Below are 26997 nucleotides of genomic sequence, written 5' to 3'. Positions count from 1 at the left end.
GGTTGCCGTCAGTGGAAGTTGCGGCCCTTCGGCATCACGTCTGCAGCCTGCTGCAGCACCGACTTTGCCTCCCGCGTCTGGGTCAGGTCTTTTCCTTCCAGGCGCAACTGTCGCAGCACCCGTTTCGCCCGCCCATCCCCGTCCACCGGATGAAGAACCTCGTCGGCCCGGCTCATGGCCCCGAAACTGTGCAACTCGCCTTTCAGCAGGCCGAGCATTCCGGTCATGTCCTCCAGGTGGTCGGCAACCACGTGGATGACGCCGCTTTCCCGCTGCAGCCGGCCGCGTACCTTGACGAGCCGCGCCCCCATCACGACGCCGCGATATCTCTCCACCATCCTGCGCCAGACGATGATGTTGGCGATTCCCGTTTCGTCCTCGATCGTCATGAAGACGACCCCCTTGGCCGACCCCGGCTGCTGCCGCACCAGCACCAGCCCGGCCACGGTGACGGTGCTGCCCTTTGCCACCGTCTCAAGCGCGTTGTTCGGCGAGATCCCCTTATGGGAGAAATCGGCGCGCATGAAGGAAACCGGATGAGCCTTGAGCGAAAGCGTCAGGTAGCGGTAGTCGTTGATGACCTGTTCGCCGTCGGGCATTTTCGGCAGCCGGACCGGCGGTTCGGGCCGCAACTCGTCCGTTTCCGCCCGGTCGAAAAGCGGCAGCGCGGCCGCCGCGTCTCCGTCGTCGAGAGCCTTGACCGCCCAGAGCGCCTGTCGTCGATCGAGGCCCATCGACCTGAAGGCATCGGCGTCGGCAAGACGCTCCAGAACGCTGCGCGACAGGCCGGAGCGAAGCCAGAGGTCGCGCACCGAGCGATAACCGGTGCCGCGACGGGCGGCAAGACTTGCCATGTCCGTCTCCCTCAGGCCCTTGACCAGCCGGAACCCCAGCCGCACCGCCTTTTTCGAGCGGATCACCCCGGCCATCTGGCGGTGGCGCGGGGCGATCGCGGCGGGGTCGAACGGGCCCGTGCCCTCCAGCAGGCAATCCCAGGCGGAATGGTTCACGTCGACCGGCAGGATCGAGACCCCGTGTTCGCGCGCATCGCGCACGAGTTGCGCCGGCGCATAAAAACCCATCGGCTGCGAGTTCAGGATCGCCGCACAGAACACGTCCGGATAATAGGCCTTCAGCCAGGCGGACGCATAGACCAGCAGCGCGAAGGAGGCGGCGTGGCTCTCCGGAAAGCCGTACTCACCGAAGCCCTCGATCTGGCGGAAGCAGCGCTCCGCGAACGCCCGCGCGTAGCCCTTGCCGACCATGCCCTCGATCATCTTGTCGCGAAAGCTGCCGATCGTGCCGGTGCGCTTGAAGGTCGCCATGGCGCGGCGCAGCCGGTCGGCCTCGGCGGGGGAAAAGCCGGCGGCGGTGATGGCGATCTGCATCGCCTGCTCCTGGAACAGTGGCACGCCGAGCGTGCGCTCCAGCACATGCTCCAGTTCCTTGCTCGGATAACGGATCGTCCCGCCCGCCCTGACGGCCTCCCGCCGCTTCAGGTAGGGATGGACCATATCGCCCTGGATCGGACCGGGGCGGACGATCGCCACCTCGATGACGAGATCGTAGAATTCCCGGGGTCTGAGACGCGGCAGCATGCTCATCTGCGCCCGGCTTTCGATCTGGAAGACGCCGAGCGTGTCGGCCCGGCAGATCATGTCGTAGACCTCGCTTCTCTGGTCCGGATAAATCGCCGCCAGTGTTGTGCGCTTGCCGTAATGGGTTTCCAGCAGCGAAAACGCCTTGGCGATGCAGGTCAGCATCCCGAGCGCCAGCACATCGACCTTCAAGAGCTTCAGCGTGTCGAGGTCGTCCTTGTCCCATTCCACCATGTAGCGGCCGGGCATGGCCGTCGGCATGATCGGCACGACCTCGTCGAGCCGGTCGCGGGTGATGAGGAAGCCGCCGACATGCTGCGAAAGATGGCGGGGAAAATCCATCAGTTGCCCGGCATAGGCAAGCACCTGCATCGTCGTCGGGTCACCCATGTTAAGGCCGGCCGCCTTGACCTGTGTCTCGGAGAAGGATGAGCGTCCCCAGCCCCAGATCGAGCCCGACAGGGCCGACTGGACATCCTCCGACAGACCGAAAGCCTTGGCGACCTCGCGGCCGGCCGAGCGGCCGCGGTAGCTGATGACGGCTGCCGCCAGTCCCGCATGTTCCTTGCCGTAGGTCTTGTAGATGTACTGGATGACCTCCTCGCGCCGCTCGTGCTCGAAATCGACGTCGATGTCCGGCGGCTCGTCGCGGTCCTCGGAGATGAAGCGGTCGAACAGCAGCGTGAACCGGTTCGGGTCAACCTCGGTGATGCCGAGGCAATAGCAGACCGAGGAATTGGCGGCCGAACCCCGGCCCTGGCAAAGGATACCTTTGCTCCGGGCAAAGGTCACCAGCTTGTGCACGGTCAGGAAGTAGGGCTCGTACCTCTTCCTGCTGATCAGCGCCAGTTCATAGGCCAGCCGTTCCTCGACCTTGGCCGGGATACCTTCGGGATAGCGCCTGGCCCCGCCCTCGCGCACCAAGCGCAGCAGCGTCTCGGCCGGGGTCATGCCGGCATCGGATTCGTCCGGATACTGGTGGCTCAGCTCCTCCAGGTCGAAGCGAAGCCCGCGGAAGAAATGCGCCGTATTGACGATCGCTTCGGGATGGTCGCGTAAAATCCGCGCCATCTCGGCGGGGTCCTTCAGGTGTCGCTCCGCATTGGCCTGCCGGTGGAAGCCCAGTTCTGCGATCGGCGTCCTCAGGCGGATGGCCGCGACGACATCGGCGAGCGGCCGGCGCTCCGCGACATCGTAAAGCACATCGTTGGTGGCAATCGGCCGGATGCGGTTCTCGCGGGCGAGCTGCGCCAGCGCGGCAAGGTCATGCCGGTCGAAGCCGTCGCGGCGCGGGACCAGCGCCAGATAGAGCCGGTCGCCGGCGCTCTCGCGCAGGCGCGCAAGCAGGGGCCGCAGGCGCTCCGGCTGGGGCCGGCCGGCAGCCGGCATGACGATGAGCTGGAGGTCCGCCTGCCATTCCAGAAGGTCGGGCAGGTAAAGGAGGCACTCGCCCTTGGTCGCGCGCAGGTTGCCCAAGCTCAACAGACGGCAGAGGCGGGCCCAGCCCCGCCGGTTTTGCGGATAGGCGAGGACGTCGGGCGTCTCGTCGGCAAAGACGAGGCGGGCACCGGGACAGAAGGGCAGACCTTCGACCCGTGCCTTGGAGTGCGCCCGCACCACCCCGGCAACCGTGTTGCGGTCGGCGATGCCGAGGCCGGAAAGGCCGATCCGGCTGGCCGCCTCCACCATGGCCTCGGCAGGGGCGGCACCCTCGAGGAAGGAAAAACTGGTCCGGGCACCGAGTTCGAAGAAGGCAGGCGGGCCGCTCATGCAAAGACCCCGTGGATGAACCAGCGCGGGAGCTGCGGCTGCGCACCATACGCTCCTTCGCGAAAAAGCCAGTAGCGGCGGCCGGCCTCGTCCTCGACGCGGAAATAGTCGCGGGCCGGCTGGTCCTCGCCGTCGATCCACCATTCGCCGGCAATCCTCTCCGGCCCTTCCGTGCTGGTGATCCGATGAAAGCTGCGGCGCCAGCGGAAGGTCTTCGGCGCATCCTCCGGCACGCCCGCCACGGTCTCGACCGGCTCGGGCGGTGCGAACAGGCGCAGCGGGCGATCGCCGAGGGGGGCCGTCGCGGGTGCCGGCTTTGCGCTCCGGCCGACGGCCCGCTCGCTCTCCCAGTGATCGGCGACGGGCGTCAGGCGTGCGGCGCGCTCCGGCACATGGCTTTCCGGCAGGGTGAGGGCGAGCAGGCTCTCCGGACCGAAGCGGGCCACGATCCGGTCGGCAAAGCCCGAAAGCGACCGGCTCTCGCCGGTGCCGGCGGCAAAATCCTGCTGCATCGCCGCGAAGGTCTCGCTTGCGAGAACGCAGAGCCGGATGATCTCGAAACCGTAGCCGGCATCAAGGTCGTCATGCACGGCCGACAGCCGCTCGCGGAAGAGCACGGCGATCCGCTCCGGGTCTCTGAGGGGCGCCGAGGTGGCGGCCTGGAGGCGGAAGACGCGGCCGTCCACCCGGAACAGCAGCAGCGCGAACAGGCGCCCGCCCTCGCCGCGCCGCTCGAGTCCCTCCTTCAAGCTGCCGGCAAGGTGGGTGGCAAGCGCAAGGATGTCTTCCTCGGACTGGACGGGATCGAACAGCCGCCGCTCCGCCGACAGCATCGGCACGGCCAAGCGCGGCGAGATCGGCTCGTCCTCCAGGCCCAGCGCCTGGTCGAGCCGGAGGAGCGGCAGGGGGCCGAAGCGGCGGGCGAGCGGCGCGCGTGGCAGCGGCAGGAGATCGCCGATCGACTTCAGCCCGACCCGGCCGAGCGGCCCGAGCACGTCCTCGGGCAGGCGCAGGGCTTCGACCGGCAGGCGAGCGAGCACAGCCTGCGCCGCATCGGCATCGATCACGCCGCCATCGCCGAAATGGGCGGCCGCCCAGCAAAGGCCGGGGGTGGACGCGATCGCCCCGCGCGCCTCGATGCCGAGCGAAAACAGGCGCGACAGCACGTCATCGAGCAGCGCCCGCTCGCCGCCATGGAGATGGGTGCAGCCGGTGATGTCGAGATAGAGGCCGTCCGCGCCCTCCAGCGCCACGAGCGGCGTGTAGCGGTCGCACCAGTCGGCCAGTGCCTCGAGCAGGGCCCGGTCCGCGGCCGGATCGGCAGGCAGGATGTCCAGCGCCGGACAGATCGCCCGCGCTTCTGTGACGCCCTGCCCCTTGCGCAGGCCGATCCGTTCGGCTTCGCGGTCGAGGAAGGCGAGCCGCATGGCATTGTCGCTGCGGCCGGCGAAGGCGACCGGCGGATGCTCAGGACGCGCCCTTGAAAGCCACGACCGACCCCAGCGCTGCCGCGCCACGCGATCGGCGGCCAGGTAGGGAAACCACAGACAGAGGATCCGCTGGTCGCCGCTCTTCGGAAGAAACGGCAGGGCGGGGCTCGAGGCGGTGAAAGCGGCGGTCATGGGAATTCCACTCCAGGAGGATGCCGACCGGGTCGGCGGTCTTGCTCTTCTCCGGCGTGACCAGGAAGACGGGATTGGCGATGCTGCCTTCAAGCGTCGTTCCGTCCGGCAATGGGCGTTCGCCGGCCGGGGCCGGATCGATGCGCAGCCGGCAGAGCGCGCTGCTCGCCTCCTCCTCGCCGGCCTGGCGCAGAAGCAGGAGCAGGATGCCGTTCTCCCGCGCCCGCAGTTGCAGCCGGCGGCTTTCGGTCAGGCCGAAGCCGGCGGGATTGCCGCGGATCTCCAGGATGACGGTCGAAAAGGCCGGGACGCCGAGTGCCGTCTCCGCCATCCAGAGCGCGTCCGCGATCGTGCGCGGCCTGGCAAGAAGCACGCGGGTCGGATCGAGGCCGTGCCTTCTCAGGCCCGGAGCGTAGGGGGTGCCGGCCTCGGAGAATGCCATCGCCTGGCCGATCCAGAGCGTTGCGCCCTCGCCCTTCTCGCCCCGGTCCTGCCGAAGCGCGGCCAGGGCCAGGGAGAAGCCGGTCGCAGCCCCCATATCGCGGGTCTGCGCATTGCGGATCTCGACAAGACCGCAGGCCGGGAGATTGCCATCGAAAACGGCGTCGAGGCCGTCTGTTTCGCCGGATTCGGATACGGGCTGCGCCCCCTGCTCATCCCATTGCCAGTGGCGTTTGCGCCGGGCGAGGCCAGGGTGATCGGCGTTCTCGATGCGGGCGATCGTCTCACGCAGGGCAAAAAGCCGCCTCTGCGCCAGGGCAGGCGTTGCCATGACGTTCGTTCCTCTGTTTGTTCCTGTTATGTTCTTATGGATTCCAGAACGCCGGGCAAGAGTCAACGGCAATTTGAACTGGAGCGATCACAAAGCCGCGCCTGCTCCCGGACGCGGGAGTGTCCGACGATAGTCGACGGAAGAGCGCAGGATCTGCAAAGATCCGGCGCCGCCAGCCTCGGCAAGACGGACCCTAAACCGGCAGTGCCGTCGTGTACTTCACGCTCTTGAGGGCAAAATGCGAGGATGAATTCGCGACCGCCTCATGGGTGAGAATGCCGTGCATCAGAAGCCGCTCGTAGTCGCGTACGTCCGCCGCCACCACGCGCAGCAGATAGTCCCATTCGCCCGACATCGAGTAGCATTCGAGCACCTCGTCATGGCTCTCGACGAACCGCTCGAAATCCCGCCGGGCAATGGGGTCGTGGCTCTTCATCCGCACCTGGCAGAAGACGTTCAGCCCCCGGCCGATCGCCTCCGGCTCCACCAGGCGCACGGTTTTTCCAAGCACGCCGGCGGCCTCCAGCGCCTTGATCCGCCGCCAGCACGACGCGCTCGAGGCGCCAACCTTCTCGGCCAGGGCGGCGTGGCTGATGTCGGCCTGGTGCTGCAGCACGCGGATGATCTGCCGGTCGACGGCATCAAGCTCGATATGGTTCATCCGATTTCTTCCCCATGTGAAACGTCTGTTTCAAAGATATACCGATCAGGTCGAATTCTGAAAGGAACGCGCGGCCAAGGCCTATTAGTATTTCGTATGGGATTGCAGTGCGGAGGAGGAAGGCGAGATGGCACAGGCAGCGCTGAGACGGGTCGTTCGCAACGCGCCGGACGAGACGATCGACTGGAAGCGCATCGCCTATCTGATGCAGCTTTCCCGCACCCTGGACGAAATGGAAGAGACGCGGCTGATGCCGGAAAAAAAGCTGCTCTACCAGTTCTCCGCCCGCGGCCACGACCTGGCGCAGATCCTGCTCGGCTGCCGGCTGACGGAGCGGCATGACGGTGCATGCGGCTACTATCGCTCCCGCCCTCTCCTCCTGGCGCTCGGCGTCGATCCGGCGGACGCGCTCGGTTCGGCCATGGGCCGGGCTGGCGGTTATTCGGATGGCCGCGACATCGGCGTCGTGTTCAACTACCCGAACCGTCACGGCGCCTCGGCACTGCCCATGTGCGGCGGCGTCGGCTCGCAATACACGCCGACGGCCGGCTGGGCGCAGGCGATCGAATATTACTGCACGGTGCTGAAAAAGCCGGACTATAACCGTGCCATCGGTGTCGCGCTCGGCGGCGACGGCTCGGTCGCCTCGAACGGCTTCTGGTCGGCGCTGACGATGGCCACCACGCAAACCCTGCCGATGCTGTTCTACATCGAGGACAACGGCTACGGCATCTCCGTTCCCTCCACCCTGCAGACCCCGGGCGGCAACATCGCCGCCAACCTTGCCGGTTGGCAGAACCTCGAGATTTTCGATGGCGACGGCTGCGACCCGGCCGAGGCCGCGCGGCTGACGACGGAGGCGGTGGACTTCGTCCGAGAAAACCGCGCGCCGGCGCTTTTGCGGCTGACCGTGCCGCGCCTCGAAGGTCACAGCTTCCAGGACACACAGGCCTACAAGAGCGAGAATGTGGTGCGGGCCGAGTGGGCCCGCGATCCACTGCCGCGGTTGAAGGACTATCTCGTTCCCGCCGTGATGAGCGTTGAGGAGTGGCAAGGCTCTGCGGCGGAAGCAGCCGCCGCAGCCGAGGCCGCCCGCGCGGCCGCGGAGGCCCGGCCGGCCGCCGACCCGCAAACCGTCACACGCCACATCTTCTTCGAGGGCGAGATGCAGCAAATGGGCGGCCAGCACGGTTTTGGCTACGTTGCCCCGAAGGCGCGCGATCAACCGGCCGGCGACGGCCAGCGCATCAACATGGTGACGGCGATCCGCCGCACGCTCGACCATGAGCTTTCGATCAATGAGCGCGTCGTCCTGTTCGGCGAGGACGTCGGTCCGAAGGGCGGGGTGCACGCGGTCACGCTCGGCCTGCAGGAGAAATTCGGCAAGGAGCGGGTGTTCGATACCTCGCTGTCGGAGGAGGGCATCGTCGGCCGTGCCGTCGGCATGGCGCTGGCCGGGCTGGTGCCGGTGCCGGAGATCCAGTTCCGCAAGTATGCTGAGCCGGCTACCGAACAGATCAACGATTGCGGCACGATCCGCTGGCGGACCAACAACCGTTTCGCCGCCCCGATCGTGCTGCGCATGCCCGGCGGCTTCTTCAAATGCGGCGATCCCTGGCACAGCCAGACGAACGAGGTCGCCTTCGTCCACCAGCCTGGCTGGCAGGTCGCCGTGCCCTCCAATGCCGAGGACGCGGTCGGGCTGTTGCGCACGGCGCTGCGCGGCAACGACCCGGTGATCTTCTTCGAGCATCGCGCGATGCTCGACCATGCCTGGGCGCGCCGGCCCTATCCGGGCGACGATTTCGCCCTGCCGTTCGGCAAGGCTCGCCTCACCCGAACGGGCGACGCCATCACCATCGTCACCTGGGGCGCGATGGTGCCGCGCTGCGAAGAGGCGGCAGACGGCGTCTCCGCCGACGTGATCGACCTTCGCACGCTGATGCCCTGGGACCGCGAGGCGGTGCTCGCCTCGGTGCGGCGCACGCGGCGCTGCCTGATCGTGCACGAGGACCTCGGCACGGCCGGCTTCGGCGCGGAAATTGCCGCCGTCGTCGCCGATGAAGCCTTCATGGACCTCGACGCGCCGGTGTCGCGGCGGACGATGCCCGACATCCCGAGCCCGCACAATCCGGTGCTGCTCGACTGGGCCGTGCCCTCCGTCGACCGCATCCGCGCAAAGATCCAGACCCTGGTGGAGTTCTGAGCATGACCGCGCTGATGGACGTTCTGGCACCGCTCGAGCAGGAAGGAACCAAGGCGGTCGTGCGCGCCTGGCTCAAGCAGCCGGGCGAGGCGGTGGCCGTCGACGACCCCCTGGTGGAACTGGAAACGGACAAGGTCACGCAGGAGGTCCCGTCCCCCGTTGCCGGCATCCTGGCGGAGATCGTGCTGCAGAACGGTGCCGACGCCGGGCCCGGTTCGGTGCTCGGCCGCATCCGCGCCGAAGACGCGCGCCGGCACGCGCCGGCCGCTGTTGTTTCACATGAAACGGCGGCGGCGGCACCCGACGTCACGCGCTACTCGCCGGCGGTTCGGCACGCGGCCCTGCAATACGGCATCGATCCGGCCGCGGTGACGGGTACCGGCAAGAACGGGCGCGTGACGCGCATCGACATCGAGACGGCCGTTGCCGCACGGGCAGACGCCTCCCGCCCGCCGGAACCGAGCCCGCCTGCCCGCCCCGAGCCGCGGCCGGCAGAGCCGCGCTCCGGGCGGGACGGACCGGTGGAACGCGGCAGCAGGACGGTCCCGCACTCGCCGATGCGGCTTGCGATCGCCAGCAACATGCTCCACTCGGTCACGGTCGCCCCGCATGTCACCGCGGTGTTCGAGGCGGATTTCTCCGCCATCAGGAAGCACCGCGAGGCGAACAAGGCCGCGCTCGCCGCGCGCGGCAGCCACCTTTCCTATACCGCCTACATCGTCGCCGCCGCCGCTGCCGCCATGCGTGCGGTGCCGGAGATCAACAGCCGCTGGCATGATGACCACCTGGAGATTTTCGACGACGTCAATATCGGCGTCGGCACGGCGCTGGGCGACAAGGGCCTGGTGGTGCCGGTTGTCCGCCGGGCGCAGGACCTGTCGCTGGCCGGAATCGCGACCGCGCTGCAGGATCTGACCGCCAGTGCCCGCGCCGGCACGCTGAGGCCCGAGGACATGCGCGGCGGCACCTTTACCATCTCCAACCACGGCGTCTCCGGCTCGCTGTTTGCTTCGCCGATCATCATCAACCAGCCGCAGACGGCGATCCTGGGGGTCGGCAAACTGGAAAAGCGCGTGGTTGTGCGCGAGGTCGGCGGCGTCGATGCGATCCAGATTCGCCCGATGGCCTACGTCTCCCTGACGATCGACCACCGCGCCGTCGACGGTCACCAGACCAACCTGTGGCTGACCCGCTTTGTCGAATTGCTGGAAAACTGGCCCGAATGACCATTGGGATCGGCTCGTCCGAGCCGACAGGCCCGCGTCGATTTGTGCAACTTGGCCGAAAATGCCAAACTGCAAAAAAGTCCCCCCGCTAGACTTGCCGCGCGACCGGGCTGGTGTCCCCGGCCGCTCATCAACAAGTCCAGAGGGAAAATCACCATGCCAGATCTCATCAAGCGCACGGCCGGCCGGTTCCTGGCCGCCGCCGCTGTCATCACGGTTGCGGGCAGCGGCGCTGCCCTGTCCCACCCGCTCGACGGCCTCTCCACCGCCGAAATCGCCGCCGTCGTCCAGATCCTCAAGGATGACGGCAAGACCGATGCCGATAGCCGCTTTCCGCTGATCGAGCTGCAGGAGCCGGCCAAGGAGGCTGTGCTGAAATGGAAGGACGGCGACCCGGAAGACCGCCGCGCCATCGTCAACGTCAAGACCGCCAAGGGCGTGTTCAAGGGCGAGGTCGACATCACGACGAAGAAGGTGCTGTCGTGGGAGCCGGTCACGGGCCAGCCGATGCTGTTGCTGGAGGAATTTCTCGGCGCCATGAACCTGGCGCTGCAGAACCCCGACTTCGTCGCCGCCCTCGCCAAACGCAATCTGAAGCCGGACGATGTCTTCTGTCTGCCATTGACCGCCGGCGCGTTCGGAACGCCCGACGAGGCCGGCAGGCGCCTGATGAAGGTGCCCTGCTACGTCAATCCGACCCAGAGCAACTTCTATGCAAAGCCGATCGAGGGCCTGTTCGCCACCGTCGATCTGACCAGTCAGACGGTGGTCAAGGTGGTCGACACCGGCGTCGTGCCGGTGCCGGAAGACGGCTGGGGCTACGTCCAGGACGACATCGCCGCGCGCAAGGATATGGCACTCGCCGACCCGATCAGGGCGGCGACGCTGTCGCAGCCCGATGGCGCCAATTTCTCGCTCGATGGCAGCCTGATCAACTGGGACATGTGGAGCTTCCGCTGGCGGGTCGACAAGCGGCCGGGCGTCGTGCTTTCGCAAATCACCGCCAATGACGGCAAGGGTCCGCGCTCGGTGCTCTATCAGGCCAGTCTCTCCGAAGTCTTCGTTCCCTACATGGATCCAAGCGAGGGCTGGTACTGGCGCACCTACATGGACAGCGGCGAATACGGCTTCGGCATCTTCCTGAGCCCGCTGACCGCCGGAGTCGACTGCCCGGCCTACGCAAAATTCCTGCCGGCCGTCGTCCACGCCGACGACGGTTCGCCGGTCGAGATCCCGAACGCGATTTGCGTGTTCGAGCGCAACATCGGCGATCCGGCCTGGCGCCACTACGAGATCTTCGCCCAGACGCCGGACAAGCCGCTGCCGGCGGAGGGTCGCCCGGCGACCGAACTCGTCGTCCGCTCGGCCTCGGAGGTCGGCAACTACGATTACCTGATCGACTACGTCTTCCTGCAGAACGGCATGATGCGCGTGATGGTCGGTGCGACCGGTCTCGATGCCGTCAAGGGCGTCGCCTCCACGTCGATGAAGGACGCCACGGCGGCGGAAGATACGAAGTACGGCACGCTGATCGCGCCGAACCTCGTGGCGCCGAACCACGACCACTTCTTCAACTTCCGCTTCGACTTCGACATCGACGGACAGAACAACATGTTCGCCCGCACCGGTCTCGTGCCCGCGACCGCGCCGGAAGGCACGCCGCGCCGCACCTTCTGGGAGACGAAGGACGAGATGCCGATGACGGAGCTTCAGGGCCGCTACAAGGTCAACCCGGCCACGCCCGCCATGTACCACGTCATGAACATGGGCAAGGAAACCAAGCTCGGCCACCACCCCGGCTACATGATCCTGCCGGAAAACAGCGTCGCCTACTCGCCGCTCGATGTGATCAACGACCCGCCGGCCCGCCGCAACGCCTATATCGAGTACACCTTCTGGAACACGGCCTACGATCCGAAGGAGCGCTACGCCGGCGGTGAATACGCCTTCCAGGGCGATGGCAAGGACAGCCTGCCGGAGTGGGTGAAGAAGGACCGCAACATCCACGACACCGACATCGTCACCTGGTACACGATGGGCTTCCACCACGTGCCGCACATGGAGGACTGGCCGGTGATGTCGACGATGTGGAAGGGCATCACGCTGATGCCGTACAACTTCTTCGATCACAATCCGGCGATTACCATCCGCAATCCGTCTTAAGGCCTGTCAGGCAAATCTGACGACTTGCGACAAGGCAGGGACTCAAGGCGCGGGGGGCGGATCCCAAGGATCGCGACGCGCTTTAGGGCATGACAGTCGGGGGTCGGCGCATCGCGCCGGCCCCGCCGCAAGGTCCTGCGGCATCGCGCACCCGTCTTTCCGTCCGAGCGTTTCCGTAGCAGGATGATGCGTTGCCGTAACGCGGTGACAGAAGGAGAAACCGTCATGATGATCGAGCCATGCGGCAGCCGCCCCTCCGTCACCCCCTCCCCGGACTATTTCACCGGCCGTGTCCGCCAGGATCCGATCATCGAGGCCCCGGCGCCGGCCCGTCTGCGCGCGGTCAGCGTCACCTTCGAGCCCGGCGCCAGGACGGCCTGGCACACCCATCCGCTCGGCCAGACGTTGATCGTCACCGCGGGCCGCGGGCTGGCGCAGAGCTGGGGCCATCCGCTGCGCGTCATCCGCGCCGGCGACGTCGTCTGGTTCGAGCCCGGCGAAAAGCACTGGCACGGCGCCGCGCCGGAAGCGGCCATGACCCATATCGCCCTGCAGGAGGCCCTGGACGGCAAGACGGCCGATTGGCTGGAACACGTGTCGGACGCGCAATACGCCGGATCGAAATGACCGACCGGCTAAAGATGTCGCGCAAAAATGTGCAGCGGCTTGGCGAAACGACATGCGAAGACAAGGACTTAAAGCGCGGGAAGCGAATCCGAAGGATCGCGACGCGCGGCGAACCGCAAGCCCGGGCTGCCCGAAAGAAGGATGGCGCGGCCGCTCAACCCGCCGCCAGGTCGGCGCTGGCCTCGATGCGTTCCATGTCGTCGTCGGAAAGGCCGAAGTGGTGGCCGATCTCGTGGATCAGCACATGGGTGACGATATCGCCCAGCGTCTCCTCGTTTTCGGCCCAGTAGTCGAGGATCGGGCGCCGGTAGAGCGTGATTCGGTTGGGCATCTCGCCGGTCTCGACGGTAAATCGCTCCGAAATGCCGCGCCCCTCGAACAGCCCGAGCAGGTCGAACGGCGTTTCCAGCGCCATGTCCTCGAACACGTCGTCGGTCGGAAAATCGGCAATCTCGATGATCAGGTTTCCGGTCAGCGCACGGAATTCCTCCGGCAGGTTGCCATAGGCCTCCACCGCCAGCGATTCAAAGGTGCTGATCGTGGGGGCATGGCGGTTCTGCCAATCTTCAGTCTGGTCAATGCGGGCCATTGGCGCTCCTTTATGCGTCATATAGCACTTCGCGCAGGCTTTTCGAGTGACGAATTCGTTAGCGCGGCTGCAAGCGCCGCCGAAGCGGGCACCACGCCCCGGATCGGGGACGATTTGAGCCCAGACAGCGGCTTGCACGCCTGCCCGCCCGAAAAATGCGAATTGCTTATCAAGTTGTTTTTACGGGCTATATTCAATCGTGGCCGGAAGCCCTGCTCTCGGGCAGGATCGATTCCTGGAGGCGGGAGCGTCCACGGGCCGCGTTCCGATGCGACAATGCCCCTCGTCCCGCCGAAGGATACACCGCGAGGCGTCGCGGCGAGGCGGGACCGGCGCCTGGTGCAGGGAAACGACGCATGTCCCTGCATCGGGGGTTTGCAAGACAGGTCCCCTCTGGTGACGGCGGGTATTCCCCGAGTTGCGCACCGGACGTGCCCCTGGGGTGGCACACATGGCCCCGTTGTTGGAAAATGGGAGCAGCAGAGGACCGAGTTTGCGGGCAGAAACCGCCGAACGGGGCACTGAGAGGTGCTACACATTTAAACTTTGATGAGGCAGCTTTCAGTGCCCCGTCCGAGTAAGGCTTGGAGCAAAGCCACGGCGGAACCCGCGCGTGGGGAAGACGCTTGCCTTCGCTCCTTGATGCCGCCGGACACCCCTTCAGCGCTGCCGCAGCGCCGTGACCTCGATTTCGATCAGCATCTCGGGCCGGATCAGGTCGCAGACGATCATTGTCGCCGCCGGGCGAATCTCGCCGAAGGCTTCGCCCAGGATCGGAAAGACGATGTCGGCAAAGGCAGCATCGGTGACATAATAGTGGCAGCGCACGGCATCGGCGAGCGAGAAGCCCGCCTCCTCCAGCGCGCCGCGAATGGTCGATAGGCAGTTGCGCGTCTGCGCCTCCACCGTCTCCGGCATCGTCATCGTGGCGTAGTCATAGCCGGTCGTGCCGGAGACGAAGCACCAGTCGCCCTGCACGACCGCCCGCGAATAACCGGCGGTGCGCTCGAAGGGCGACCCGGAGGAAATCAGCCTGCGCATCTCAACCCTCCTGGATGACGACTTTGGCGAGGATGCGCCGCACCAGCGGCGCGACGAGCAGGACCGCCGGAAAGGCGACGCCCCACGACGGCAACCAGGCACCCATCCAGCGCATCGGGAAGTTTGCCGTGACGCCGGCGGAAAGGGCGGTCGAAAGACCGGAAACGATGCAGGACATCAATCCGGAGAGCAGCAGCCCGAAGGCCGCGCCTTCGAGCCGCTTCGGCAGGAATGGCATCATCGCGCCGTCAGGCCCAGGGACGGGCGGCAGCGGTGGCCTTCTCGAAGCTGTCGATCGCGGCTGATTTCTCCAGCGTCAGGCCGATGTCGTCGAGGCCGTTGAGCAGGCAATGGCGGCGGAAGGCGTCGATCTCGAAGGCGATGCGGCCGCCGTCGGGACCGGTGATTTCCTGTGCCTCCAGGTCGACGGTCAGCACGGCGTTGGAGCCGCGGCTGGCGTCGTCCATCAGCTTCTCGAGGTTCTCGGGGCTGACGACGATCGGCAGGATGCCGTTCTTGAAACAGTTGTTGTAGAAGATGTCGGCAAACGAGGTCGAGATGACGCAGCGGATGCCGAAGTCGAGCAGGGCCCACGGGGCGTGTTCGCGCGAGGAGCCGCAGCCGAAGTTGTCGCCGGCAACCAGGATGGACGCGTTCTGGTAGGCGGGCTTGTTCAGCACGAAATCCGGGTTCGGCGAGCCGTCCTCATTGTAGCGCGCCTCCGCGAAGAGACCCGTGCCGAGACCGGTGCGCTTGATGGTCTTCAGGTAGTCCTTCGGGATGATCATGTCCGTGTCGATATTGACCACGGGCAGCGGCGCGGCGACGCCGGTCAGCTTGACGAACTTGTCCATGACGTGAACCTCGATTGCGATGCGTAGCGTTTCGCGCTTGCGTTTAGATCACTTTGGCGGGGAATTGAAGGAGAATCTTGGCAGGCGCCACCATGGCGAGAAGACCCGCGGCGCAGGCGGGCCCGCCCGCGCCTTCAGCGCGGCGCAGATCCCGTCAGCGGATCCATCAAAGATCGATGATCGTACCGCGACCGTCATTCCAGACGCGCGGTTCACGCTGGCCCGGCTTGTTGGCGCGGGCATAGGCCTTCGCGCGCACCGGCGTCGGCTGCAGCCTGGTCGAGATCCAGCTGCCGAGCATCACAAGCGAGGCGATCCCGGCCAGCGCCAAGCCGACCGAAGCGGCGAAGACGATCGTGGCGGCGGCAACGGCGATTGCGACGGCGGTGAGGAAGATGGAGCGGATGCTGTGCATGGATAACCCTTTCTCTGCCGCTCAATGTGGGCAGCGAATGTGGTCATTGCAAGGCTTGCGCGGGCGGCCACGCTGTCGCACCGCTGGCAAGCGGCAGAGGGGCAAGACCGCTTGCCCATTCCGAGAAAGCGAGGCAGAAAGCAGTCATGGACACGCCGACCCGTTATCAGCCGCTTCGCCTGCGCCGCTCGCTTTTGAGCGTGCCCGCCGGCAACGCCCGCGCGCTGGAGAAGTCGTCCTCGCTCGCCTGCGACGGCGTCATCTTCGACCTTGAGGATTCGGTCGCGCCGGAGAAGAAGGCTGCGGCGCGCGAGGCGCTGAAGCGGCATTTCGCCGGGCTGCAACGCGCGTCGGCGCAGGAACGCATCATCCGCGTCAATGCGTTTTCCGGCCCCGAAGGACAGCACGACCTGGCGGCGGTTCTCGCCTGCGGGCCGGATGCGGTGCTGGTGCCGAAGGTGTCCGGACCGCAGGACATCCGCGCCGTTGCCGACTGGCTGGGCGATCAGGGCGCCGACGAGAGCCTGCGACTGTGGGCGATGATCGAGACGCCGGCGGCGATCCTGAACCTCGCCGAGATCGCCGAGGTCGGCCGCACCAGTGGCGGCAGGCTCGATTGCTTTGTGCTCGGCCTCAACGACCTGCGCCTTGCCACCGGCATCGCCGACATCCCCGGACGGCCCTTTCTCGTGCCGCTGCTGATGCAGGCGCTCGTCGCCGCCCGGGCCGCCGGCCTCGACGTGATCGACAGCGTCTTCAACGGCTTCACCGACCTCGAGCCGTTTGCGGCCGAGTGCGAGCAGGGCCGGCAGATGGGTTTCGACGGCAAGATGCTCATTCATCCCGCCCAGATCGAACCGGCTAACCGCGCTTATGGTGTCTCCGCTGCGGCGCTCGCCGACGCCGCGGCCATTGCGGCGGCCTTCGCCCTGCCGGAAAATGAAGGCAAGGGGGCCATCAACCTCGACGGCCGCATGGTCGAACTCCTCCACCTCGACCAGGCGAAGCGACTGCTCGCCAAGGCCGACCTCATCGAAAAGAAAGAAAGCAGCACATGAAAGTCTACCGCTTCCTCACCGGCCCCGACGACGCCGCCTTCTGCCACAAGGTGACGCTGGCCCTGAACAAGGGCTGGTCGCTGCACGGTTCGCCGACCTATGCCTACAACGCCGAGACGAAGCAGATGCAGTGCGGCCAGGCGGTCGTGAAGGAGGTCGAAGGCAAGGAGTACACGCCGGACATCAAGCTGTCCGAACAGTGAGGCGGCAAACGCAGCCTTGGCGCATGTTTCGCGTAAGCTGTGCCCGGTCTCGGTGATGCGAAGGAGCGGAGCCGGAAGCGCTTCAGGCGACCCTGAACGATAGCGACCGGTTTTAGGCGGCCGGCGCGACCGGGTCGAAGCGGATCCGCGCCTCCAACCCGGTCGGCAAGCCCTCGGGCGGCGACAGCAGTTCCAGCCGGGCGTTCATCTGGCGCAGCAGTCGCTCGGCGATGGAGATGCCAAGCCCGGAGCCCGAGGCCGACGTCCGGCCGCGGCCGAAGCGCTTGCGGATCATCTCCAGCTCCCAGTCCGCCAGGACCTGCCCGTCGTTGATGATCCGCACGACGCCGTCCCGCTCGAGCCGGATATCCACCGGCGCCTCAGCGGCGCCATGGATCAGTGCGTTTTCGATCAGGTTACGCAACGCGATCGCAAAGCCGTCCTCGCTGGCCGGGTAGCGCAGCGACGCCCCCTCGGACCGGTGCAATCGCAGCCGGCCGGCAACCCGGGGATCGCGCTGGAAATCGAGAACGACCAGCTCCAGCACCCGCGCCAGGTCGACGGGGGTCTCGACGGTGCCGAGCCCGGCCTCGGCCCGGGCCAGCTGCAGCAGTTTTTCCGCCAGGTGGCTGAGATTGGCCAGCGACGCCTCGATCTGGCGCGCCCGTGCCTTCTTCGGTCCGCTCGGAAGCTCGTCGATCAGGACCTGCGTCTGCGCCAGTGCACCGGCGATCGGCGTCCTCAGTTCATGGGCGCTGTTGGCAGTGAACTCCCGCTCGGCATCCAGCGCCGCCTTCAGGCGGTTGAGCAGCAAGTTGACGGAGCGCACGATCGGCAAAAGCTCGCGCGGCATGCCCTCGCGTGGGATGACGGCAAGGTTGCCGCCGTCCTTGCTGCCAATCTCCTGGCGCAGCGTGTCGATCGGGGCGATCGCCCGGCGGCCGATGTACCAGACCAGCGCGATGCTGGCCGGCACGAGAAGAAGCACCGGCAGGAACAGTGCCATTGCCCCTTCGATCAGTGCCTCGCGCCGGTTGGCGAGCGCGTCGGCAACCTGCAGGTACAGCCGGCCGTCGCCGGCGGTCGTCGCCGTATAGTAGCGATAGTTCGCGTCGCGCCAGAAACCCTTCTTCAGCGGCACGTCGAACGGTGGCGTCGGCGCGTCGTGGGAGCGCAGCAGCACCTGTCCCCTGTCGTTGCGCAACTGGTAGATCAGATACTCCTTGCCGGAGGCCGAGACCACGCCTGCGTAGGCGTCGCCCGAACCGACCTCATCGTCCGGCGTGGCGTTGTCTGCGACAAGGACCAGCAGCCGCTCCGCCGTTTCCTGCAGCGCACCGTCGAAGATCTCGCCGAACTCGTCCTGCATCACCATGACGCCGAGGGTGGTCGCCAGCAGCCAGAAACCGGCCAGCGCGGCGGCGAGCGACAGCGTCAGCCGGCGGGTGATGCTGGGTTCCTTCATGCCTGCATCCCAAGCCTATAGCCGACGCCGCGAATGGTGAGGATGTAGTCGTGCCCCAGCTTCTTGCGCACGCGGCTCACATAGACCTCGACGGTGTTGCTTTCGATCTCCGAGCCGAAGGCGTAAAGCGCCTCCTCGATCTGCGCCTTGGAGACGATGGCGCCCGAGCGGGCGAGCAGGGCATCCAGGACGGCCCATTCCCTGCCCGACAGCACGATTTCGCGGCCGTCGCGAACGATGCGGCGGTCGGCCTGGCCGATCTCCAGATCGCCAAGCCGTACGACGGGGGACGGGTTGCCGCCGTAGCGCCGTGCCACCGCGAGCATTCTCGCCGACAACTCGCCGAGATTGAAGGGCTTGACCAGATAGTCGTCCGCTCCGCTGTTGAGCCCCTCGATACGGTCGGAGATCTGGTCGTGCGCCGTCAGGATGATCACCGGCGTGCCGTCACCCGCTTCGCGCAGGTCCTTCAAGAAGCCGATGCCGCTCCCGTCCGGCAGACGCAGATCGAGGAGGATGAGACCGTATTTGACTGCCTTGGTCGCCGACTTGGCATCTTCGAGCGTCCGCACCCAGTCGGCCGCGTGCCCGCCCGCGGCGACATAGTCACGAACGGCTTCGCCCAATATGGCGTCGTCCTCGATCAGCAGCACCCGCACGCAGCAGCCCTCCCGGAATGCGCCGCAGCGCGTTTATTGCTCCTCGTCCAGACTATATCGGGCGCCGTTCCCTCGTCCATTCCGGTTCAGTCTCAGGTCGAGGGGGCAGGCCGGCAGCCTGAAAGTACGTCGAGCGCCGGATCGTAGACCGTCGTCGCCACCGACATCAATCCCAGCACGGTGTGGAACAGGTTGTCGTGCGACGCCGGTTCGCCGGCACGTTGGCGCAGGCAGGCCGTGTTGACCGTGGCTCTGTCTTGTGCGCCGAGCCACAGAACGAACGGGACATGCGTCTGCTGTTTCGGCGCAATCAGGTAGGGGGCGCCGTGCAGGTAGAGGCCGTTCTCTCCAAGGGATTCGCCATGGTCGGACATGTAGATCATCGTGCCGTCCAGTCGGCCCTCGCGCGCTTTCAGCGCGTCGATGATCGTCGACAGAAAATGATCGGTATAGGCAATGGTGTTGTCGTAGGCGTTGACGATTTCCTCTGCGCTGCAGTCGGCGACGTCCGGCGTCCGGCAGTCGGGCTTGAAGCGCCGGTAGGCGTCCGGATAGCGCTCGTAATAGGCCGGGCCGTGGCTGCCCAGCTGGTGGATGACGAGGACGCTGTCCGTCGTCACCCCGTCAAGCCAGGGAACGAGGCGCTCGAGCAGGATGCCGTCCTGACATTCGCCATCGGTGCAAAAGCGGGGATCGGGGCTGGCGGGTAGAGAATGGTAGGTGACGCGGTCGGCGATCCCCTTGCTGCCGGTGTTGTTGTCCCACCACTCGATCGCAAGCCCCGCATGGGACAGGACATCCAGAAGGTTCTCGGTCTGAAGGCCCTTGCGGTGGCTGTAGCTGTCCCGGTCGTAGACGGAGAACATGCAGGGCAGCGACACGGCGGTTGCCGTGCCGCAGCTTTCCGTCTGCGCGAAGTAGGTGATATCGCGCGCCGCCAGCTCGGGGTTGGTCGGTCGCGGATAGCCTCCGAGCGAGAAATTGTCGGCCCGCGCGGTTTCGCCGGCGACCACGACCAGCACCCGCGGCCGGCGTCCGGCTGCCGCGACGAGATGGGCATCGGCGCCGAGCGTCTGCACGACGATATTCTTCTCCGCCTTCGTGCTGGACGCATAGCGGACGGCGCTGACGATCGGCGCAACCGGATTGAGGCTTGCGAGCCAATCGCGGTGCTCGCGGCTGGTGATGATGAGCAGGCGCATCTGCATCGACGCGGCGACCGCGGCAATCAACAGCAGCGGCACCAGGAAGGCGGCGTTCCGGCGCGCCTTGGCGATAAAGGGGCGGTGCTCGACCCGCACCCAGGCGACCGCCAGCGTGGGGAGAAGGCCGAACTTGACAACATGCCAGGCAAGGGCCGGCGTGATCAGGTTGCTCGCCTCTGCCCTGGTCGTTTCGGCTGCGTTGCGGATCATCTCGACACTCACGAGCACGCCGAAGCGGTCCATGAACCACGAGGCCACGGCGCTGGTCAGGATCAGGAAGATGAACAGCGGCTTGGTCAGGAACCGGATGGAGACGGCAATGCAGATGGCGGAAAAGAGCGCGGCCAGCCCCAGCGCCAAAACCGGCATGGCCCCAACGGTTCCGCTGAAGTAGATCGCCGTCTTGTCCCAAAAGCTCCGATTTGCCGTCGCCAGCAGGAAGAGCGCCACGACGAAGCTCAAGGACACGGCACCGATGGTGGGCCGCAAATTCTGCCGCGCGGCCGTCGGGCCGTCCGTGAAAGTCGTCATCTGGTCTCCTCGCGATCCGCATCATCCGCGGATCAGGAAACCTCGCAAGCGCCTCTTGTGAACATGTGCACGCGGTCAGCCTCGTTGCGGACAGTTGTCCGCCTCCGCTGCGGCGGACCATGCCGAGCGATACTGACAGCAACCTGAACGACGTCGGGCCGGTTGCGGGGCGCCGTCGTCAGTTCGAGGGCCGCACCTTTGTCTTTCTCGGCGACATCTGCGCGGGCTGAGCCGCGGGCGAAAACGGTTTATCGCCCCTGCGTAGGGATTGGCTGAGCTTGACTCGTTTTTGCGAGAAACCTATTACTTTTGAAGGATTTGATAGAAACGAAGGGGAACGAAACATGACGACCAACCTCCTGATTAAACGTCGTACCGTGCTTGCCGGCGGTCTCGTTCTCGGGGCGAGCACGTTTCTGCCGCAGGCGCGCGCGCAGGCACCGCTGAAAGTTGCGGGCATCCACGCCTCCCCCGTCGAAAACGCCTGGAACTCGCGCCTGCACGAGGCGCTGCAGGCCGCGGCCAAGGACGGCGTGATCGAATACACGTTCTCGGAAGGCGTCTCCGGCACCGACTATCCGCGCGCCATGCGCGAATACGCCGAGCAGGGCAACAAGCTGATCGTCGGCGAATCCTATGCGGTCGAGCGCGAGGCGCGGCAGGTGGCTGCGGACTATCCGGACACCGCCTTCCTGATGGGGTCCAGCGGCGAGGCCGCGGGCGACAATTTCGGCGTCTTCGGCACCTGGAACCATGACGGCGCCTACCTCGCCGGCATGCTCGCCGGCAAGATGACCAAATCCGGCATCGTCGGCTCGGTCGGCGCGATCCCGATTCCCGAGGTCAACATGCTCATCAACGCCTTTGCCGCCGGCGTGAAGGAAGTGAACCCGGACGCCAAGCATCTCGTCTCCTTCATCGGCACCTTCTTCGACCCGCCGAAGGCGCGCGAGGCGGGCCTGGCGCAGATCGACGCCGGCGCCGACATCCTGTTCGGCGAGCGCATCGGCACCGCCGACGCCGCCAAGGAACGCGGTATCAAGGCGGTCGGCTCGCTGCTCGACTATACGCCGCGCTACCCCGACACCGTCTTCGCCAACGCGATGTGGTACTTCCGCCCGATTCTCGATGCCGCGGTTGCCGACGTGAACGCCGGCAAGCCGGTCGGCCGGAGCTACACCGCCTACGGCCTGATGAAGGAGGGCGGCAGCGACATCGTCTACGTCAAGGGCGTGGCGCCGGCGGAGGCAGAGGCGGCGATGGAAGCCAGGCGGGCCGACATCAAGGCCGGCAAATTCGAAGTCCCGATCCTGATGGAAGAGCCGAAGTAAGCCGGCCGTAGTCGTGCCCACGCCGACGGTCGAGAGTGCGACGAGGGGGGACGCGTCGGCGCTGGCCGATGCGATCCGCTCCGGCGTGCTGTCCGCCTCCGAGGCGATGGAGGCGGCGCTGTCGGCCGCTGCCGCCAACGCCGCACTCGGCGCGATCTGCCACCTCGATGAAGCGCGCGGCCGTGAGGCAGCATCAGCTTTGGACGCGGAGCGCGCGGACAGTCCGGGCCATTTCTCCGCCAGGCCCTTCGGTGGCGTGCCGTCATTGGCAAAGGACCTCGGCGGCCCCTTTGCCGGCTTTCCTGTCCGTGCCGGGTCTCGCATGCTGGACGGGATGCTGGATCCGGCGCGGGATTCGACCCTCGCCGCCCGGTTCCGCCAGGCCGGCTTCGCCCTCTTCGGCCTGACGACCAGCCCGGAATTCGGGCTCTCTCTCGCCAGCGAGCCGGCCCGCGGGCCGATCTGCCGCAATCCGCTCGACCCGTCCCGAACCGCCGGCGGCTCGTCGGGCGGGGCGGCCGCTGCCGTCGCAGCCGGGATCGTCGCGATCGCCCATGCCACCGACGCCGGCGGATCGATCCGCGTGCCCGCCGCCTGCTGCGGCCTGGTCGGGCTGAAGCCGACGCGCGGCGCCATTCCCGGCGGCCCGCATTTCGGCAACCACCTCGGCGGCGTCGCCAGCGAGCTTGCCGTCTGCCGCTCGGTGCGCGACACGCGGGCGGTCCTCGCGGCGTTGCGCGGCATGGCAAAGGGCCCGTTTGCCGACCCGGCAGAGAACGGCGCGGTCGGCGGGGTCGGCGCCGGCCTGAGGATCGGTGTTCTCACCGAGACCGGTCGCGACTATCCCACGGATGCAGCGCAAAGCACGGCGGTTTCGGACGCGGCGAAAGCCCTGGAAGGCGTCGGGCACCGGATCGTTTCGCTCCGCTGGGCGGAATTCGAGGATCTCGTTGCAACGTCCGCCGGCGTCTTCGCCGACATCGTTTCGGTCAATCTGGCCCGGCTTGCCGAGGCTGCGGCACTCGATCTCGACCTTGGCGAACCGCTGACGCGCGCGTTTGCGCAGCGTGGACAGAAAATATCCGGTCGCGACCTCTGGACATCGCTCGATGCCGCGGTGCATGTGAGCCACAGAACCTGGGCGCTGTTCGAAAGCCTGGATTGCCTGCTGATGCCGATGCTCTCTTCCGCCCCCCTCCCGGTCGGGTCGTTTCCCACCGACCATACCGACACCGATCTGCACCTGCAGCGGATGACGGCCTTTGCGCCCCTGGCAAGCCTCGCCAACATCTCCGGCTTTCCGGCGCTGACGCTGCCTTTCGGCACGGACGCGGACGGATTGCCGCTGCCGCTCCAGTTGATGGCCCCCATGGGCTGCGAGACGTTGCTGCTGTCCCTCGCCGCCGGGCTTGAGCGCGAAGGGCGCTGGCAGCACCGTTTTGCCGTTGCGGGACTTGCAGCATGACCAGCGAAATCGTCCTCGAACTCTCCCACATCAGCAAGCGCTTCGGTCCGATCGTCGCCAACGACGATATCTCCATCAGCCTGCGCAAGGGCGAACTGCTGGCGCTGCTCGGCGAGAACGGCGCCGGCAAGACGACGCTGATGAGCATCCTCTTCGGCCACTACACGCCGGACGAAGGCACGGTTCGGGTCGACGGGGTCGAGCTTCCGCACGGCCGGCCGCGCGCGGCGATCAAGGCCGGCGTCGGCATGGTGCATCAGCATTTCTCGCTGGCGCCGAACCTGACCGTGCTCGAAAACGTCATGACCGGCACAGAATCGCTGTGGTCATGGCGGTCGAACGAGAAGGCGGCGCGGCGCAAGCTGCTGGCGATCGCCGAGCGCTTCGGCCTCGGCGTCGATCCCGACGCGCGGCTCGGCGACCTTTCCGTCGGCGAGCAGCAGCGGGTGGAGATCCTCAAGGCGCTCTACAACGACGCGCGGATCCTGATCCTCGACGAGCCGACGGCGGTGCTGACGAACATCGAGGCGGAGCGGCTGTTCCGCACGCTGAGGGAGATGGCGCGCCAGGGCCTGTCGCTGATCTTCATCTCGCACAAGCTGGACGAGGTGATGGCGGCGGCCGATCGCATCGTCGTCCTGCGCGGGGGCAAGGTGGCGGCCGAGCGCCTGGCCGGCGAAACCAACAAGGCGGAACTGGCCGAACTGATGGTCGGCCACCGCGTCACGCGGCCGACGCGCGAACCGGCGACCCCGGGCGAAACCGTGTTCCAGGCGTCCCGCCTGACGGTGACCGGCGGCGGCATCGACCGGCTGAAGGAGATCGACTTCTTCCTGCGCGAAGGCGAGACGCTGGGCATCATCGGCGTTTCCGGAAACGGCCAGGCAGCGCTGTCGCAACTGATGAGCGGACTGGCAGCGCCAAGCAGCGGCGAGATGCGGCTGTTCGGCGAAATCACCCCCGCGCTCGATGTGCACGCGCTGGTGGAAGCCGGGGTCGGCCGCATTCCCGAAGATCGCCACCGGCAAGGCACGATCGGCGAAATGGCAATCTGGGAGAACGCTGTGCTGGAGCGAATCCACACGGCGCATTTCTCCCGGGCCGGCCTCGTCAACCGCATGGCCGGCCAGGCGCTGGCCGCCACGATCATCGAGGATTTCGACGTGCGCGGCGGCACGCCGACGAGCCGCGCGCGGCTGCTGTCCGGCGGCAACATGCAGAAGCTGATCCTGGGACGCAACCTCTACAGGCGGCCCCGAATCCTGATCGCCGCTCAGCCGACGCGGGGCCTCGACGAGGGCGCGGTCGCCGCCGTGCACGCGCGCATCCTCGAGGCACGCCGGCAGGGGACGGCGGTGCTGTTGATTTCCGAGGACCTGGACGAGGTGATCGGCCTCGCCGACCGCATCCAGGCGATCGTCAAGGGGCGGCTTTCCGCGCCGATCGCCGCCGAAGACGCCGACCCGCGCCGCCTCGGCCTGATGATGTCCGGCGACTGGACGTCGAGCGAAGGACAGACCAATGCGCCTTGAACGCCGCGAACACCGTCCGCTTCTGCTGGTCGTCCTGTCACCGATCCTCGCCGTCGCCGCGGCGCTGGCGCTCGCCGGCGTGCTGATCGCGCTGGCCGGCGCGCCGGTGCTGGAGGCCTATGGGCGGATCCTCACCGGCGCCTTCGGCACCCGGCTCTCGGCCACCGAGACGCTGACGCGGGCGACGCCGCTGATGCTGACCGGGCTGGCGGCTGCCGTCGCCTTCCGCGCACGGCTATGGAACATCGGCGCCGAGGGGCAGTTCTATCTCGGCGCGATCATGGTGGCGGCGCTCGGGTCGAGCGCGCTCTCCGGATTGCCCGCGCCGGTGCTGGTCCCGCTCCTTTTTGCCGCCGGCGCCCTTGCCGGCATTCTCCTGATGCTGGTGCCGCTCTGGCTCCGCCTGCGTTTCTCCGTCGACGAGGTGGTGACTAGCCTGTTGCTGAACTTCGTCGCGGTCCTCTTCGTTTCGATGATGATCGAGGGACCGCTGAAGGATCCGCTCGCCTTCGGCTGGCCGCAGTCCCTGCCGGTCGCCGACCATGCGCTGCTGCCGAAGCTGATCGAACGCTCGCGGCTTCACGTCGGGCTTGTGGTGGCCGTCATTGCTGCATTGCTGGTCTACTTGCTGCAGGCGCGCACGGTTTTCGGCCTGCAGTCGCGCGCCGCCGGCCTGAACCCGGAGGGCGCCGCCTTTGCCGGCGTGCCGCTCGGCAGGACGCTGGTCAAGGTTGCCTGCCTCTCCGGGGGGCTTGCCGGGCTTGCCGGCGCGATCGAGGTGATGGGGGTGAAGGGGTACGTCACGACCGATCTGTCGCCGGGATATGGCTATGCCGGCATCATCGTCGCCATGCTGGCCAACCTCAATCCGCTCGGCGTCATCGCCGCCGCGCTCTTCACCGCCACCATGTTCGTCGGCGCCGACGGCATGAGCCGGGCGTTGAGCATCCCGACCTACATCGCCGACGTCACCGTCGCGCTGTCGTTGTTGACCATGCTCGTCGCCATCTTCTTCACCCAGTACAGGATCCGCCGATGAGCACGCTGTTCGACATCATCGCCTCGGCCGGCCTGTGGGCCGCGGTCCTGCGGATCGCCACACCGCTGATCTTCGGTACACTCGGCGCGCTGTTGTCGGAGCGGTCCGGCGTGCTCAACCTCGGTATCGAGGGCATCATGACCTTCGGCGCGATGATCGGCTGGCTGGCGGTGTTCAACGGCGCCGACCTCTGGACCGGTGTCCTGGTCGCCGCGCTTTCCGGCGCGCTGTTCGGCCTGCTCCACGCGTCGATGACGGTGACGCTCGGCCTGTCGCAGCATGTCACGGGGCTCGGCATCACCCTGTTTGCCTCCTCGCTCAGCTACTATATCTTCCGCCTGACGGTGCCGCTTGCCTCGACGCCGCCGACGGTGATACCGTTCCAGCCGATCGCGATCCCGGGCCTCTCGGATCTGCAGTTCGTCGGCCCGGCGCTCTCCACCCAGACCGCCCCCACCTATCTGGCGATCGTCATCGCGCTCCTGCTCGGCTATATCGTCTACCGCACGCCACTCGGGCTGGCGCTGCGCATGAGCGGCGAGAACCCGCACGCTGCCGAGGCGCAGGGCGTCGACCCGATCAGGGTGCGCTACGGCGCGATCATGGCGGGCAGCGCGCTGATGGCGGTCGGCGGCGCGTTCCTGACGCTCTCGGCGTTCAACAGCTTCTTCCCGACGATGGTGCAGGGTCGTGGCTGGATCTGCATCGCGCTCGTCGTCTTCGCCTCCTGGAAGCCGGCAAGGGCGCTGTTCGGGGCGTTGCTGTTTGCTTTCTTCGACGCGTTTCAGTTGCGGCTGCAGGCAGTGCTGGGTGACGTGCCCTACCAGATCTTCCTGATGATGCCCTATATTCTCTCCATCGTGGCTCTCGCCGCCATGGCGCGCCGCGCCCGCGTGCCGCAGGCGCTGATGCAGCCCTATCGGCGCGGCGAGCGCTAGTCTTCCTCCGTCCCCATTGCAGGTGCC

At 66.9% G+C, this 26997-nt stretch carries 23 protein-coding genes; 11 read left to right on the top strand and 12 right to left on the bottom strand.

Annotated elements, in window-relative coordinates:
- Positions 1 to 8 precede the first annotated feature (8 nt).
- The 4 genes from JNC62_RS15055 to JNC62_RS15040 all read right to left on the bottom strand — a co-directional run bounded on the left by JNC62_RS15055 (position 9) and on the right by JNC62_RS15040 (position 6423).
- The gene (locus JNC62_RS15055; protein ID WP_374839832.1) at positions 9 to 3368 is read right to left on the bottom strand and encodes an error-prone DNA polymerase; all 3360 of its coding nucleotides are present in this window, start codon (positions 3366 to 3368) and stop codon (positions 9 to 11) included.
- Positions 3365 to 4885, bottom strand: coding sequence for a Y-family DNA polymerase (locus JNC62_RS15050; RefSeq protein WP_374839913.1), 1521 nt, complete (start codon positions 4883 to 4885; stop codon positions 3365 to 3367). Before JNC62_RS15050 ends, JNC62_RS15055 begins: the two co-directional genes overlap by 4 nt.
- Entirely contained in the window at positions 4836 to 5762 is a 927-nt protein-coding gene (locus tag JNC62_RS15045; RefSeq protein WP_374839831.1) for an ImuA family protein, read from the bottom strand. Before JNC62_RS15045 ends, JNC62_RS15050 begins: the two co-directional genes overlap by 50 nt.
- A 193-nt stretch (positions 5763 to 5955) precedes the next feature.
- Positions 5956 to 6423 carry an Lrp/AsnC family transcriptional regulator gene (locus JNC62_RS15040; protein WP_374839830.1) on the bottom strand — a complete coding sequence of 156 codons (468 nt, stop codon included), beginning with the start codon at positions 6421 to 6423 and terminating at the stop codon, positions 5956 to 5958.
- Positions 6424 to 6550: 127 nt separating this feature from the next.
- On the opposite strand from JNC62_RS15040, the gene JNC62_RS15035 reads away from it, so the two are divergent.
- From JNC62_RS15035 to JNC62_RS15020, 4 genes are all read left to right on the top strand, one after another.
- Positions 6551 to 8629 carry a transketolase C-terminal domain-containing protein gene (locus JNC62_RS15035; RefSeq protein ID WP_374839829.1) on the top strand — a complete coding sequence of 693 codons (2079 nt, stop codon included), beginning with the start codon at positions 6551 to 6553 and terminating at the stop codon, positions 8627 to 8629.
- Positions 8630 to 8631: 2 nt separating this feature from the next.
- Positions 8632 to 9855: a dihydrolipoamide acetyltransferase family protein gene (locus JNC62_RS15030; protein WP_374839828.1), complete on the top strand. Its 1224-nt coding sequence runs from the start codon at positions 8632 to 8634 to the stop codon at positions 9853 to 9855.
- A 156-nt stretch (positions 9856 to 10011) separates the two neighbouring features.
- On the top strand, positions 10012 to 12018 hold the full coding sequence (locus JNC62_RS15025) for a copper amine oxidase (protein WP_374839827.1): 2007 nt from the start codon (positions 10012 to 10014) through the stop codon (positions 12016 to 12018).
- 225 nt (positions 12019 to 12243) lie between these two features.
- Complete coding sequence (locus tag JNC62_RS15020; RefSeq protein WP_374839826.1) at positions 12244 to 12645, top strand: (R)-mandelonitrile lyase; 402 nt, start codon at positions 12244 to 12246, stop codon at positions 12643 to 12645.
- Between the two features lie 154 nt (positions 12646 to 12799).
- On the opposite strand, the gene JNC62_RS15015 is transcribed toward JNC62_RS15020, so the two are convergent.
- The 5 genes from JNC62_RS15015 to JNC62_RS14995 form a co-directional block, all read right to left on the bottom strand.
- Entirely contained in the window at positions 12800 to 13234 is a 435-nt protein-coding gene (locus tag JNC62_RS15015; protein ID WP_374839825.1) for a metallopeptidase family protein, read from the bottom strand.
- Positions 13235 to 13894: 660 nt separating this feature from the next.
- Complete coding sequence (locus JNC62_RS15010; RefSeq protein ID WP_374839824.1) at positions 13895 to 14275, bottom strand: RidA family protein; 381 nt, start codon at positions 14273 to 14275, stop codon at positions 13895 to 13897.
- A 1-nt stretch (position 14276) separates the two neighbouring features.
- Positions 14277 to 14516 carry a DUF2798 domain-containing protein gene (locus JNC62_RS15005; protein WP_374839823.1) on the bottom strand — a complete coding sequence of 80 codons (240 nt, stop codon included), beginning with the start codon at positions 14514 to 14516 and terminating at the stop codon, positions 14277 to 14279.
- A 7-nt stretch (positions 14517 to 14523) separates the two neighbouring features.
- Entirely contained in the window at positions 14524 to 15129 is a 606-nt protein-coding gene (leuD, locus tag JNC62_RS15000) for a 3-isopropylmalate dehydratase small subunit (RefSeq protein WP_374839822.1), read from the bottom strand.
- A gap of 166 nt (positions 15130 to 15295) precedes the next feature.
- A complete protein-coding gene (locus JNC62_RS14995) occupies positions 15296 to 15544 on the bottom strand; it encodes a hypothetical protein (protein WP_374839821.1) in 249 nt (82 codons plus the stop codon).
- 146 nt (positions 15545 to 15690) lie between these two features.
- Here JNC62_RS14995 and JNC62_RS14990 point away from each other — a divergent pair, with 146 nt between their 5' ends.
- Positions 15691 to 16602, top strand: coding sequence for an HpcH/HpaI aldolase/citrate lyase family protein (locus JNC62_RS14990; RefSeq protein WP_374839820.1), 912 nt, complete (start codon positions 15691 to 15693; stop codon positions 16600 to 16602).
- On the top strand, positions 16599 to 16805 hold the full coding sequence (locus JNC62_RS14985; protein WP_310413843.1) for a DUF1737 domain-containing protein: 207 nt from the start codon (positions 16599 to 16601) through the stop codon (positions 16803 to 16805). The genes JNC62_RS14990 and JNC62_RS14985 overlap by 4 nt, the downstream gene beginning before the upstream one ends.
- 112 nt (positions 16806 to 16917) lie before the next feature.
- Here the strand turns inward: JNC62_RS14985 and JNC62_RS14980 are convergent, their stop codons facing one another.
- From JNC62_RS14980 to JNC62_RS14970, 3 genes are all read right to left on the bottom strand, one after another.
- Positions 16918 to 18270 carry a sensor histidine kinase gene (locus JNC62_RS14980; RefSeq protein WP_374839819.1) on the bottom strand — a complete coding sequence of 451 codons (1353 nt, stop codon included), beginning with the start codon at positions 18268 to 18270 and terminating at the stop codon, positions 16918 to 16920.
- Complete coding sequence (locus JNC62_RS14975; protein WP_374839818.1) at positions 18267 to 18929, bottom strand: response regulator transcription factor; 663 nt, start codon at positions 18927 to 18929, stop codon at positions 18267 to 18269. Before JNC62_RS14975 ends, JNC62_RS14980 begins: the two co-directional genes overlap by 4 nt.
- A gap of 92 nt (positions 18930 to 19021) precedes the next feature.
- On the bottom strand, positions 19022 to 20665 hold the full coding sequence (locus JNC62_RS14970; protein WP_374839817.1) for a phosphoethanolamine transferase: 1644 nt from the start codon (positions 20663 to 20665) through the stop codon (positions 19022 to 19024).
- A 344-nt stretch (positions 20666 to 21009) separates the two neighbouring features.
- Here JNC62_RS14970 and JNC62_RS14965 point away from each other — a divergent pair, with 344 nt between their 5' ends.
- The 5 genes from JNC62_RS14965 to JNC62_RS14945 are packed head-to-tail and all read left to right on the top strand — an operon-like array spanning position 21010 to position 26970.
- Complete coding sequence (locus tag JNC62_RS14965; protein WP_374839816.1) at positions 21010 to 21996, top strand: BMP family protein; 987 nt, start codon at positions 21010 to 21012, stop codon at positions 21994 to 21996.
- 13 nt (positions 21997 to 22009) lie between these two features.
- Entirely contained in the window at positions 22010 to 23461 is a 1452-nt protein-coding gene (locus tag JNC62_RS14960; protein WP_374839815.1) for an amidase, read from the top strand.
- Positions 23458 to 24993, top strand: coding sequence for an ABC transporter ATP-binding protein (locus tag JNC62_RS14955; RefSeq protein WP_374839814.1), 1536 nt, complete (start codon positions 23458 to 23460; stop codon positions 24991 to 24993). The genes JNC62_RS14960 and JNC62_RS14955 overlap by 4 nt, the downstream gene beginning before the upstream one ends.
- Entirely contained in the window at positions 24983 to 26032 is a 1050-nt protein-coding gene (locus JNC62_RS14950) for an ABC transporter permease (RefSeq protein ID WP_374839813.1), read from the top strand. Before JNC62_RS14955 ends, JNC62_RS14950 begins: the two co-directional genes overlap by 11 nt.
- A complete protein-coding gene (locus JNC62_RS14945) occupies positions 26029 to 26970 on the top strand; it encodes an ABC transporter permease (RefSeq protein WP_374839812.1) in 942 nt (313 codons plus the stop codon). The genes JNC62_RS14950 and JNC62_RS14945 overlap by 4 nt, the downstream gene beginning before the upstream one ends.
- The last annotated feature ends 27 nt before the right edge of the window (positions 26971 to 26997 follow it).

This window comes from Mycoplana ramosa, from assembly GCF_041930185.1.
In the GTDB taxonomy this organism is placed as follows: Bacteria; Pseudomonadota; Alphaproteobacteria; order Rhizobiales; family Rhizobiaceae; genus Mycoplana; species Mycoplana ramosa.
The sequence above is the reverse complement of the archived record's forward strand: the minus strand, read 5'-3'. Positions and strand labels throughout refer to the sequence as shown.

What these genes read in the sequence shown, in the direction of transcription:
- JNC62_RS15040 (WP_374839830.1), bottom strand. Translation starts at nt 6,423, where the DNA reads ATGAACCATATCGAGCTTGATGCCGTCGACCGGCAGATCATCCGCGTG.
- JNC62_RS14985 (WP_310413843.1), top strand. Translation starts at nt 16,599, where the DNA reads ATGAAAGTCTACCGCTTCCTCACCGGCCCCGACGACGCCGCCTTCTGC.
- JNC62_RS14995 (WP_374839821.1), bottom strand. Translation starts at nt 15,544, where the DNA reads ATGCACAGCATCCGCTCCATCTTCCTCACCGCCGTCGCAATCGCCGTT.
- JNC62_RS15025 (WP_374839827.1), top strand. Translation starts at nt 10,012, where the DNA reads ATGCCAGATCTCATCAAGCGCACGGCCGGCCGGTTCCTGGCCGCCGCC.
- JNC62_RS15030 (WP_374839828.1), top strand. Translation starts at nt 8,632, where the DNA reads ATGACCGCGCTGATGGACGTTCTGGCACCGCTCGAGCAGGAAGGAACC.
- JNC62_RS15005 (WP_374839823.1), bottom strand. Translation starts at nt 14,516, where the DNA reads ATGATGCCATTCCTGCCGAAGCGGCTCGAAGGCGCGGCCTTCGGGCTG.
- JNC62_RS14950 (WP_374839813.1), top strand. Translation starts at nt 24,983, where the DNA reads ATGCGCCTTGAACGCCGCGAACACCGTCCGCTTCTGCTGGTCGTCCTG.
- JNC62_RS15020 (WP_374839826.1), top strand. Translation starts at nt 12,244, where the DNA reads ATGATGATCGAGCCATGCGGCAGCCGCCCCTCCGTCACCCCCTCCCCG.
- JNC62_RS15035 (WP_374839829.1), top strand. Translation starts at nt 6,551, where the DNA reads ATGGCACAGGCAGCGCTGAGACGGGTCGTTCGCAACGCGCCGGACGAG.
- JNC62_RS14945 (WP_374839812.1), top strand. Translation starts at nt 26,029, where the DNA reads ATGAGCACGCTGTTCGACATCATCGCCTCGGCCGGCCTGTGGGCCGCG.
- JNC62_RS15055 (WP_374839832.1), bottom strand. Translation starts at nt 3,368, where the DNA reads ATGAGCGGCCCGCCTGCCTTCTTCGAACTCGGTGCCCGGACCAGTTTT.
- JNC62_RS15015 (WP_374839825.1), bottom strand. Translation starts at nt 13,234, where the DNA reads ATGGCCCGCATTGACCAGACTGAAGATTGGCAGAACCGCCATGCCCCC.
- JNC62_RS14965 (WP_374839816.1), top strand. Translation starts at nt 21,010, where the DNA reads ATGACGACCAACCTCCTGATTAAACGTCGTACCGTGCTTGCCGGCGGT.
- JNC62_RS14980 (WP_374839819.1), bottom strand. Translation starts at nt 18,270, where the DNA reads ATGAAGGAACCCAGCATCACCCGCCGGCTGACGCTGTCGCTCGCCGCC.
- JNC62_RS15010 (WP_374839824.1), bottom strand. Translation starts at nt 14,275, where the DNA reads ATGCGCAGGCTGATTTCCTCCGGGTCGCCCTTCGAGCGCACCGCCGGT.
- JNC62_RS15045 (WP_374839831.1), bottom strand. Translation starts at nt 5,762, where the DNA reads ATGGCAACGCCTGCCCTGGCGCAGAGGCGGCTTTTTGCCCTGCGTGAG.
- JNC62_RS14990 (WP_374839820.1), top strand. Translation starts at nt 15,691, where the DNA reads ATGGACACGCCGACCCGTTATCAGCCGCTTCGCCTGCGCCGCTCGCTT.
- JNC62_RS14955 (WP_374839814.1), top strand. Translation starts at nt 23,458, where the DNA reads ATGACCAGCGAAATCGTCCTCGAACTCTCCCACATCAGCAAGCGCTTC.
- leuD (WP_374839822.1), bottom strand. Translation starts at nt 15,129, where the DNA reads ATGGACAAGTTCGTCAAGCTGACCGGCGTCGCCGCGCCGCTGCCCGTG.
- JNC62_RS14970 (WP_374839817.1), bottom strand. Translation starts at nt 20,665, where the DNA reads ATGACGACTTTCACGGACGGCCCGACGGCCGCGCGGCAGAATTTGCGG.